This is a genomic window from Frankia sp. AgKG'84/4, from assembly GCF_023242965.2.
In the GTDB taxonomy this organism is placed as follows: Bacteria; Actinomycetota; Actinomycetes; order Frankiales; family Frankiaceae; genus Frankia.
In genome coordinates, this window is the sequence record NZ_JALKFU020000132.1 from 1 (window position 1) to 10845 (window position 10845).

The 10845-nt window shown below is 70.3% G+C and carries 11 protein-coding genes; all 11 read left to right on the forward strand.

Annotated features, from left to right (window positions below; translation table 11 throughout):
* The first annotated feature begins 179 nt into the window (after positions 1 to 179).
* A complete protein-coding gene (locus MXD58_RS11035; protein WP_308301942.1) occupies positions 180 to 2303 on the forward strand; it encodes a transglycosylase domain-containing protein in 2124 nt (707 codons plus the stop codon).
* A gap of 180 nt (positions 2304 to 2483) precedes the next feature.
* Positions 2484 to 4439, forward strand: coding sequence for a glycosyltransferase family 87 protein (locus MXD58_RS11040; RefSeq protein ID WP_248838530.1), 1956 nt, complete (start codon positions 2484 to 2486; stop codon positions 4437 to 4439).
* A complete protein-coding gene (locus tag MXD58_RS11045; protein ID WP_374615958.1) occupies positions 4432 to 5646 on the forward strand; it encodes a glycosyltransferase family protein in 1215 nt (404 codons plus the stop codon). Before MXD58_RS11040 ends, MXD58_RS11045 begins: the two co-directional genes overlap by 8 nt.
* 1 nt (position 5647) lies before the next feature.
* On the forward strand, positions 5648 to 5950 hold the full coding sequence (locus MXD58_RS11050) for a hypothetical protein (RefSeq protein WP_248838528.1): 303 nt from the start codon (positions 5648 to 5650) through the stop codon (positions 5948 to 5950).
* A gap of 245 nt (positions 5951 to 6195) precedes the next feature.
* On the forward strand, positions 6196 to 6522 hold the full coding sequence (rpsF, locus tag MXD58_RS11055) for a 30S ribosomal protein S6 (protein ID WP_283097583.1): 327 nt from the start codon (positions 6196 to 6198) through the stop codon (positions 6520 to 6522).
* A 63-nt stretch (positions 6523 to 6585) separates the two neighbouring features.
* Complete coding sequence (locus MXD58_RS11060; RefSeq protein ID WP_248838527.1) at positions 6586 to 7122, forward strand: single-stranded DNA-binding protein; 537 nt, start codon at positions 6586 to 6588, stop codon at positions 7120 to 7122.
* 53 nt (positions 7123 to 7175) lie between these two features.
* Complete coding sequence (gene rpsR / locus MXD58_RS11065; protein WP_248816922.1) at positions 7176 to 7412, forward strand: 30S ribosomal protein S18; 237 nt, start codon at positions 7176 to 7178, stop codon at positions 7410 to 7412.
* Between the two features lie 11 nt (positions 7413 to 7423).
* The gene (gene rplI, locus MXD58_RS11070; RefSeq protein WP_248838526.1) at positions 7424 to 7870 is read left to right on the forward strand and encodes a 50S ribosomal protein L9; all 447 of its coding nucleotides are present in this window, start codon (positions 7424 to 7426) and stop codon (positions 7868 to 7870) included.
* Between the two features lie 470 nt (positions 7871 to 8340).
* On the forward strand, positions 8341 to 9699 hold the full coding sequence (gene dnaB / locus MXD58_RS11075; protein ID WP_248838525.1) for a replicative DNA helicase: 1359 nt from the start codon (positions 8341 to 8343) through the stop codon (positions 9697 to 9699).
* Positions 9700 to 9825: 126 nt separating this feature from the next.
* Positions 9826 to 10167 carry an antibiotic biosynthesis monooxygenase family protein gene (locus MXD58_RS11080; RefSeq protein WP_248838524.1) on the forward strand — a complete coding sequence of 114 codons (342 nt, stop codon included), beginning with the start codon at positions 9826 to 9828 and terminating at the stop codon, positions 10165 to 10167.
* Between the two features lie 28 nt (positions 10168 to 10195).
* Positions 10196 to 10845 (forward strand): hypothetical protein (locus MXD58_RS11085; protein WP_250609285.1); only part of this gene is annotated, 650 nt, incomplete at its 3' end.

The following is a 10845-nucleotide window of genomic DNA, read 5'->3' on the forward strand; positions in this document are numbered from 1 at the left end:
GGACCGGGCCGCGTCGGATGGCCGCCCCGGGCACCGGCCCGCGCCGAGGTGAGCCCACCCGCGCGTACCGGGCCGCGATGGACGGCCCCGGCGGTCCGGATGGTCCGAGCGGGCCAGGCCGGTCTGGCCGGGGACGCTCCGGGCAGCCCCCCCGCCCAGGTCAGGGAAAGCGTGGTCCGATGTGGTGGCGACGCCGTCCGAGGTGGCTGCGCCGCCTGGTGGTGGCCGGCCTGTTCTCCTCGATCCTGCTGTTCGTCGCCGGCATCGCCGTGATCTACGCGGCCACCCAGGTGCCGCTGCCAGGCCAGGTCAAGACCGCCCAGACATCGATTATCTACTACGGTCCGCCCGCCGGTTCCAACCAGGACACCGGCGACGAGCTCGTTCGCATCGGAACGGTGAACCGCACCGACGTTCCGCTGGCCGAGGTGTCCAAGGGCATGCAGCACGCGGCGCTCGCGGCCGAGGACAAGAACTTCTACCACGAGCCCGGTATCTCCCCGAAGGGCATCGCGCGAGCCCTGTACGTGAACGTCACCGGCGGTGAACTGCAGGGCGGATCGACTATCACCCAGCAGTACGCCAAGAACGCCTACCTCACCCAGGAGCGGACCTTCACCCGCAAGATGCGGGAGATCGCGCTCGCGGTGAAGCTGGACCAGAAGTACTCCAAGGACCAGATCCTGGAGTTCTATCTGAACACGATCTACTTCGGCCGGCGCGCGTACGGCATCGAGGCGGCGTCGAAGGCGTACTTCAACACGACGGCGGCGCAGCTCACCCCCCAGCAGGGCGCCGTGCTCGCAGGCCTGATCCGCGCCCCGAACTATCTCGACCCGGCGGAGAACCCGGGCCCGGCCGCGAACCGATGGCACGATGTCGTCGCGACCATGGCCGCGGAGGGCTGGGCGCCGGCGTCGATCACCAGCGAGAAACCCCCGCCAGTCATCCCGGTGCCGGGCGACCCGACCACCTCGTCCGCTCAGATCGGTTACATCCGCGACGAAGTGAAAAGGGAGCTGAAGGGCGCCGGGATCACCGACGACCAGGTCAACCGGGGCGGTCTGCGTATCACCACCACGATCGACAAGGGCCGGCAGATGGCCGCCTACGAGGCCGTCACGACCGTGCTGGGTACCGCGTACGCCGCTGTACCGGATCTGCGAACCGGCCTGGTGGCCGTCGAACCGGGAACCGGGCGGGTGCTTGCCTGGTATGGCGGGTCGCTCTACGGGCGAGATTCCCAGGGGCGAGAAGAGTTTGTGGACAATGTTTCCACGGCCGACGTGGAATCCGGCTCCACCTTCAAAGCAATCACACTGGTCGCGGCCCTGCAGAAGAACATCAACCTGAAATCCACGTTCGCCGCGCCAGAGCACGTCACTCTGCCGGGTGACTACGTGGTCAGCAACGACGAGGGTGACGGCGGCGACCTTGGCTATCTGAACCTCATCAAGGCCACGGCCCTCTCGATCAACACGGTGTATGCGCCGCTGGCCCAGAATCTTGGCGTGCAGAACGTTATCAACACGGCGCGCCTGCTCGGCATTCCGGAAAACAGGTCGCTCCGGGTCGAGGCTGGCCTGACGCTGGGCCAGGACCCGATTCACGCCATTGATATGACCACGGTGTATGCGACACTCGCCGCCAACGGCGTGCGGGCCGCGCCGCACATCGTCGACAAGGTGGTCGACGGTACCGGCCAGGTCATCTACTCCGGCAATCCAGCCGCCAAACAGGTCATTCCCACCACAGTGGCACGCGACGCCACCTACGCCCTGCAGAGCGTCCTCACCGACCCGGCCGGCACCGGTACGAAGGCGAGACTCGCCGGAGGGCGGGAGGCCGCGGGTAAGACGGGCACCACTTCGGGCTTCCACTCCGCCTGGTTCTGCGGATACACCAAAGAGCTGGCGTCCTGTGTGGACATGTTCCGCGGCAAGGGCCTGCACAGCCAGGTGCTTACAGGTATCCCCGGCGCGCAGAACGGTGTCTACGGCGGCACCTATCCGGCCAGGATCTGGAAGGCGTTCATGGACGCCGCCCTGCAGGGAGTGCCCAAGTCGACGTTCGACCCGCCTGCCTTCGGCGGAATGGTGCAGGACAACGAGCCGGCGCCGAGCCCGACGCCGACGATGTCCGCCGTCCCGACACCGGGCACCGGCATCGACCTCGGCGACCTGTTCAACGGCGGTGCCAGCGGTGGGACCGGCGGCGGCCAGCAGCCGCAGCAGCCCCAGCAGCCCGGCGAGAACCGCCCGAGGCCCCGGCAGACGGGGGTCATCGTCGACCCTTTCCAGTAACCGGTGGGCCGACCGGCCCGGCGCGTCAGCCGACCGGGGGCGTCGTCACGATGCGCCCCCGCACGGCTGGCACCGCCGGGACGGGGAACGGCCAGTCCACCGGTCCGACCCCGCACTGACTGTCTGATCGTCGATAGCCTGTGTAGCTGGTGACCTGACGGTTCGTGGTGGTGGGTGAGAATGGCCGACATGGCCATGACACCGGCGTCTCCCGCCCGCGTCTGCCCTGCCCGGGAGGATCCGGTCGTCGGGGGCGCGAGCCAGCTGATCGGCGGGCCACCCGGCGGGCACGCGGCCGGGCCGGGCCGGCCCGGCTGGCTGACCCCACTGCGGGTGCTGATGGCGTTCGTCGTCATCGCCTGCATGCTTGGCTACGCTCAGAAAGCCGGCTGCCGGGACACCCGTAACTGGGCGCACGAGCACCAGTACAGCGCCCTGTGCTACTCCGATGTGGTCGCGCTGTACAGCCAGGAGGGGCTGGTCGACGGGAAGCTCCCCTACCTGGACTACCCGACGGAGTACCCGCCGCTGATCGGCGCGGCCATGGAACTCGTCGCCGTGCCTGCGGGGCTGGCCTCGTCCCCGCAGGCGGTGTACCGGGTCGAGAACGGCCAGCGGGTGTTCGACCACTACTCGATGGACCGGCGTTCCGCGGTCTTCTACGACCTCACGGCGCTGCTGTTCACCGTGGCCGCCTGCATCGCGGTGGCCTGCACGGCACTGACGGCCGGGTCACGGCGGATCTGGGACGCCGCCCTGTTCGCGCTCGCGCCAGCCCTGGTGCTGCACCTGCTGACGAACTGGGACATTCTCGCCGTGGCGTTCGCCGCCGGCGGTCTGCTCGCCTGGTCCCGGCGGGCCCCCCGGCTGGCGGGCGTGCTGATCGGACTGGGGATCCTCACCAAGCTCTACCCGCTGCTGTTCCTGCTGGGCCTGGGGCTGCTCTGCCTGCGGGCGGGCAAGATGCGGGAATGGGCGAAAGCCCTCCTTGCCGCGGTGCTGACCGTGGTCGTGGTGCTGGTCCCGTTGTGGCTGACGGCCGGCTATTTCAACCAGCAGAACGCCAGGGTCGGCGACAGCATCTGGACGACCTTCTGGCATGGCGGGCACTGGACGTCGCTGCTCGGCGGCGGGCCGGACAGCGCCCGCAACGGGCTCGCCCGGTTCGTCGACCTCAACTCCGACCGGGGCGCCGACTGGGATTCGCTGGCCTTCGGCGCGACCTGGCTCGCCGGCCGGCACGACCCGGCCTGGTTCGCCCCGATGCACCTGCTGATCTGCCTGTTCACCGCGATCGTCGTGATCGCGGCGGCGGCCGCGCTCATCGCGCACCGGCCGGACACCCGCCGGCTGGCGGTCGCGGGTGCGGTGGCGGCGTTCGCGACCCTGGCCGTCGGGCTGCCCCTGATCCTGCAGGGCATCCGGGATCACGGGCTGCCCGTGCACACCCTGAACCTCATCACCGGCGCGACCCTGGTGGTGGCGGTGATCGCGATCGGCCTGCTGACCTGGCTCGCGCCGCGCCGGCCGCGACTGCCCCAGGTCCTGTTCCTGCTCGTCGTGGCGTTCCTGCTGAGCAACAAGGTGTTCTCGCCGCAGTACACGATCTGGCTGCTGCCCCTGGTCGCGCTCGCGCGGCCGCGCTGGCGGCTGTTCCTGCTCTGGCAGCTCAGCGAGGCCTGGGTGCTGTTCACCCGGTTCATGCATTTCATCTACAACGACACCCAGGGCAGACGGGGCATCGACCGCGGCTGGTTCGTCTCCGCGGTGGCGCTGCGCGACCTGATCCTGCTCGTCATCGCCGGTTTCGTCGTGCGGGAGATCCTGCATCCCAGGGCCGACGTGGTCCGCGCTGGCCGAGCACCGAACGACGAGGAGCGGCTCAGCGTGGACCGGCCGGACGCCGCCCTCGACCTGACGGCCCTCGACGACCCGGCCGGCGGGGTCCTCGACCACGCTCCCGACGTGCGGGGCGGCTGGCGGGGTCGGCGGACCCGGTCGGGCGCGGGGCAGGGCGCGTCGCCGGCGGGTCCCCGACTCGAGCCGATCGAGCCGGGGGCGCTGTTCCGGCCCCGGAACTCCGCCGCCGCGGGCCCCGCGTCGCCGTCCGGTGACGAAGGCTCCACCGATGGATGACGAGGACCCGCACCCGACGCCCGGCGGACGATCCGTGGCTGTGGCTACGCCCACCGAGGCTGAGCCGTCCACAGGCGTTCGTGCCGGCTGGTCCCGTCTGCCGGAGTCGGTGCGGGCGACGCTGCCGCTCTGGCTGGGCAGCCGGATCGCCGTCGCGCTGCTGTCCCTGGCCGCCGCCCGCGCGCTGACGCCGGGATCGGCTCGGGACGCCCCCGGGCTGCGTACCCTCTGGGACCGCTGGGACGTCGGACTGTTCACCAAGGTCGCCCGCTACGGCTACCTGTCCCCCGCGTACGCGGACCGCACCGAGGTCGACTTCCCGGGCCTGCCGCTGGCGATCCGGCTCGTCCACCTGTTCGTCCGCGACTGGATCGCGGCGGGCCTGATCGTCTCCCTGCTCGCCGGCGTGGTCACCGCGGCCGCGCTGTGGCGCCTCGCCGCCGACGAGGTGGGGGAGCGGGCGGCCAGGTTCGCGGTCGTCAGCCTGATCTGCTTCCCCTATGCCGTCTTCCTGTTCGCCGCCTACTCGGAAGGCGTTTTCCTGGCCTTCGCGAGTGCCTCGTGGCTGGCCGCCCGCCGGGACCGCTGGTGGCTCGCCGGGCTGCTCGGGGCGGGGGCGGCGTCCGCGCGGATCAGCGGCGTCGCGTTCGGCGTGGCGCTGGCGGTGCAGTACGTCGTGTCCCGGCGGGCCGCGGGGCGCCCGGTGTTCGCCTGGCCGGCGCTGTCGCTGGCGCTGGTGCCGATGCCTGTCGTGGCCTACCTGGGCTACCTGCGGGTGCGCACCGGCGGCTGGGGGTCGTACACGGACGCCATGCGCGTCGGCTGGCATCGCGAGGTCGACTGGCCCTGGTCGGGATGGTCGGCCACCTGGTCGGCAGCGTTGGACGGCGACGGCCAGTCGGCCTTCGTCTGGTTCTGGCGCGGTGAACTGCTCGCGGTCGTCGTCGGCGTGGCGTTGACGATCGCCCTGCTCGCCGGACGACGGTGGGGGGAGGCCACGTTCCTCGGCGTGATGACCGCGATCATGGGGTGCACGAACTACTACGCGTCGGGGATCCGCGGCATCCTCGTGGCGTTCCCGCTCTACCTGATGCTGGCCCGGCTCGCCGCCCGCCGTCCCTGGGTGGCCTCGACCTATCTGTGTGTGTGCGGACCCGTGATGGTGGCTTTCGTGGTCGCCTTCACCCAGGGGAAATGGGTCGACTGAGGTGGATGGGGGCGACGGGGTGGACGTCGGTGACGTCGCGGGCGAGGAGCGGCGTGGGAACGCGGATCGGCCCGGGGATTCCGCGAGGTGGGCGCCGGGAGCCATCGTCCGGGTCCTGGTCGGATGTGCGCTGCTCGCCGTGCTTACCACCATCGTGCTGGCGATCGCGGATCCGGCTCCGTCCCGGCAGGTGCGTGGGCTGCTGGTGACCGCGGACCTCGTCTGCCTGGCCGGAGTGGGGACGGCCTGGCTCCGTGTGGTCCTGGCGGTGGGCGTGCCCAGGTCCAGGGACCGGATCGAGTAAACTCGCCGAGACATGCCGTGCGCTGGCGTACGTGCCCGTCTGCTGGTCAGGCCCCGATCGATCATCGGATCGATCGTCCTGCCGCGATCGGGTGCCGTGCCCTGTTGATCGCCGGGATGCGCCGATGGCCGATCCGACCCTGGTTGGTGCCGCCTGGCGCGTTCGCGGCGGCGCAGATCCGGCGCGCGGTCCCTCCTGCCACGGACAACCCGTGGCCGCTGAGTCCACAGGAGGTGGGTTCAACCTTGGCACGCCATTACGAGCTCATGGTGATCCTCGATGCCGATCTCGAGGAACGCACCGTGTCGCCGTCCCTCGACCAGTACCTCGGCGTCGTCCGGCAGGGCGGCGGCGTGGTGGAGAAGGTCGACGTGTGGGGCCGGCGGCGGCTCTCGTACGAGATCCAGAAGAACCATGAGGGCATCTACGCCGTCATCGACCTGCATGCGGAGCCGGCCGTGGTCGCCGAGCTTGACCGGCAGCTTCTGCTGAACGAGTCGGTCCTGCGCACGAAGGTCATCCGGCTGCCCGAGCCGAAGAAGCCGCGTCAGCCCCGCCGGGTAGCGGCATGATCCGGTCCACCCTGACGGCGGTGCGCCCGCTGTCGTGGGCCGCCGAAATGGGAGAGGGCGCCCATGGCCGGTGAAACGATCATCACCGTCGTTGGCAACCTGACCAGCGACCCCGAACTGCGGTTCACGCCCAACGGGGCGGCCGTCGCGAGCTTCACCGTGGCGTCCACCCCCCGCACGTTGGACCGTCAGTCCAACGAGTGGAAGGACGGGGAGGCGCTGTTCCTGCGCTGCTCCGTCTGGAGGCAGGCCGCGGAGAACGTCGCAGAGTCTCTGCAGAAGGGAGCCCGAGTCATCGTGTCGGGACGGCTGAAGCAGCGTTCGTTCGAGACCCGCGAGGGCGAGAAGCGAACTGTTATTGAGCTCGATGTCGACGAAGTCGGCCCGAGCCTGCGTTACGCGACCGCCAAGGTCGTCCGCGCCGCCCGCGGTGGCGGCGGTGGCGGTGGCGGATTTGGTGGCGGTGGTGGCGGCTACGAGGCGCCCACCGGCGGACCTTCCGGGCCCCCGGCTGGCGGCGGCTTCGCAAACGCGGCGCCGAACGATGACCCCTGGTCGCAGCAGCCGGCCGGTGGCTACTCAGACGAGCCTCCGTTTTGAGCGGGCGCTCGTCGTCCTCCGCGAGGACGGCGCAACGGGGCCGTAGCACTTCCATGGCCAAGGCAGCCGTACGCAAGCCCAAGAAGAAGGTTTGCGTCTTCTGCAAGGACAAGGTCGACTACATCGACTTCAAGGACACCTCGCTGCTGCGCAAGTACATCTCCGACCGGGGCAAGATCCGTGCCCGGCGGGTCAGCGGTAACTGCAGCCAGCATCAGCGGGACGTGGCGACAGCGGTCAAGAACAGCCGCGAGATGGCGCTGCTGCCCTACACCGCGACTGCTCGCTAGGGGGCGGCGCGATGAAGCTCATCCTCACTCAGGAAGTCCCCGGGCTCGGTAGCCCCGGTGACATCGTCGAGGTCGCGAACGGCTACGGACGCAACTACCTGGTCCCGCGCAAGTACGCGATCCTCGCGACCAAGGGCGCGGAGCGTCAGGTCGAGCAGATCAAGCGGGCCCGGGACGCGCGCTCCGTGCGCGACCTGGACCACGCCAAGGAGATCGCCGGTCAGCTCGGCGGCCTCAAGGTCGAGCTCACCAGCCGCGCCGGCAAGGAAGGCCGTCTGTTCGGCTCGGTGACGGCGGCCGACGTCGTCGCGGCCGTGACCGACGCCGGCGGGCCCGACCTTGATCGGCGGCGGGTCGAACTGACCACCCCGATCAAGACGCTCGGCGCCTACACCGTCGCCGTGCACCTGCACCCCGAGGTCACGGCCTCGGTCAAGGTCCAGGTGCGCAAGGCGTAGGTACGGCTACGGAGCACTCTCGTGCTCTGGACTCCCCCGGATCGACATGCCCGTGCGGCGGTCGGCCCGGGGGAGTTCGCGTTCCCAGGCCCGACGGTTCCCAGAATTATTTTGCCGGCCCGGTTATCCACAGACGGATCCCCGGTGGCACCGCACCACACCTGGGTTTGTCCGGGATCCCGATCCGCGTTATCCACAGGAGAGGCACGTTCATCCCGAGCTTCTCCCCAGGTTCACGGCGGTTACCCACAGCTTATCCACAAGAGCTTGTGGATAACTTTTTGGCGGGGGTGGCTGCCGATCCGTAAGGTCGGGCCGCCAGACTTGGGTGCCATCCGTACGGCGGCCACCCACCGCGGTGCCGCGCACCATGGCGGCGCGGCCCGTTGACCGCCGCCCCGGCTTGTACGAACATGTGTTCGACTACGGATCGCTGAGAAGCCGGATCTCCGCAGGCGGGAGGGCGCGTCATGAGCGTCACTGAGATCTCGCGTGCAGGCGGGGGTGCCGCGGAGTTCGACCGGGCCCCGCCGCAGGACCTCCCGGCCGAGCAGAGCGTGCTCGGCGGCATGCTGCTGTCCAAGGACGCCATCGCCGACGTGGTCGAGGTCCTGCAGATCGCGGACTTCTACCGGCCCGCGCACGGGATCGTCTACGAGGTCATCGGCGACCTGTACGGTCGGGGTGAGCCCGCCGACGTCATCAGCGTCGCCGCCGAGCTCAGCCGCCGCGACCAGCTCGAACGCGTCGGCGGCCCGGGCTACATGCACACTCTGATCTCCAGCGTGCCGACCGCCGCCAACGCCGGCTACTACGCCCGCATCGTCGCGGAGAAGGCGGTGCTGCGCCGCCTCGCCGAGGCGGGCACCCGCATCGTCCAGCTCGCCTACGGCGCCGCGCCCGACGTCAGCGACGTCGTGGACCGCGCCCAGGCCGCCGTCTACGAGGTCACCGAACGGCGGACGAACGACGACTACGCCGCGCTGGCGGATCTGCTCCATCCGACCCTGGAGGAGATCGAGTCGATCGCCGGCCACGAGGGCACGCTCACCGGCGTGCCGACCGGCTTCACCGATCTCGATGAGCTCACCAACGGCCTGCACGGCGGTCAGCTGTGGATCGTCGCGGCCCGGCCGGCGGTGGGCAAGTCCACCCTGGGCCTGGACTTCGCCCGGGCAGCGTCGATCAAGAACGGGATGACCTCGGTCATCTTCTCGCTGGAAATGAGCCGCATGGAGATCACCATGCGGCTGCTGTCCGCGGAGGCGCGGGTCTCGCTGCAGAACATCCGCACGGGCAGGCTCACCGACGACGACTGGGGCCGGCTGGCTCGCCGGATGGGCGAGGTGTCCGAGGCGCCGCTGTTCATCGACGACAGCCCGCACCTGACCATGATGGAGATCCGGGCCAAGGCCCGGCGGTTGAAGCAGCGCAACGAGCTGCGCCTGGTCATCCTCGACTACCTACAGCTCATGTCATCGCCGAAGAAGGTCGAGAGCCGCCAGCAGGAGGTCAGCGAGATCTCCCGCTCACTGAAGCTGCTGGCCAAGGAGCTGGACGTCCCGGTCGTCGCGATCTCGCAGCTCAACCGTGCCTCCGAGCAGCGGGCGGACAAGCGCCCGCAGGTCTCCGACCTGCGTGAGTCCGGCAGCCTCGAGCAGGACGCGGACGCGGTCATCCTGCTGTACCGGGAGGACACGGTCGAGAAGGAGTCGGCCCGCGCCGGCGAGGCCGATCTCATCATCGCGAAGCACCGCAACGGGCCGACCGGCACCGTCACGGTCGCCTTCCAGGGGCACTACTCCCGCTTCGTCGACATGGCGAACTAGTCGACGGTGTCGGTCAGGTGCACCGGTCCGCGGACCAGCGCCCGCCGACGGTGACACACTGGGCGTCACGGCCCCGGCCTGTCGGGTCGCCCCCGGATCCAGGGCGGACAGCGAGGAGTGTGACTGGTGAGTGACGACGGAGCTGACACCGCCGCCCCGGGTGTGCTGGAGATTGCTCGGTTCGACGTGCGCCCGGGCACCGAGGAGGAGTTCGCCGCGGCCTACCGGCAGGTGCGTCCGGAGCTCCTCGGAACGCCCGGCTGCCGGTCCGCTCGGCTGGTTCGACTCCTCGAGGAGCCGACGGGCTTCACACTTCTGGTCGAGTGGGACACCGTTGATAGCCATCTGCTGAACTTCCGGGAATCGGAGCGTTTTGTCCGCTGGCGGGCGGCGCTGGGACCGTACTTCGCCGGCCAGCCGACGATGGTGCACGGTCGGGACGTCGCGACCGGGCCCGACCCGGCCTGATCCGCCTCGACCGCCCGGATCCGCGACCATGGAAACGTTCTTCGCGTACCTTTTCCTCGCCCCGCTGACGGCCGTCTTCTTCGGGTTCCTCATCTGGCTGTTCCCAGCCGTGCTGCTGCGGGACAGGCTCAGCCAGTTCCAGATCCGACCGTTCGTCTTCTTCGTCACCGGCTACGTCTTCACCGTCGTCCTGGCGATCTACCTGCTGGCCAGCCAGCTCTGGGTGGCGCCGATCGCCGGGACCCTCGCCTCGCTCGGGCTCGTCTGGGTCGTCCGCGACCAGTGGCGCCGCCGCCGTCCGGCCTGGGCGGAGAAGGTCTTCGGGGCCCGCCGCGTCAAGGGCACGCAGGCACAGGCCGGCCCGTACCCGACGCCCGGCCAGCAGTTTCCCGGTGGCTACCCCGGCCAGCAGACGGCGCCGGGCCAGCCGGGCCACCCGTACTACGGACCGCCGGTGCCCCCGGGCGCGCCGCAACCGCCGGGCTATCCCCAATGGTCGGGCACTCAGCCGCAACCAGGGCAGCCGCAACCAGGGCAGCCATGGCCGGGTCAGGCGTGGCCCGGCCAGCCGCCGCAGGGACCGCAGCCTGGGCAGCGAGGCCCCCAGGGCCCGTTGCCCGCGCCGGAATGGCCCGGCGGGCAGCCGTGGGCATCTGCGCAGCCGGGACAGGGCGACGC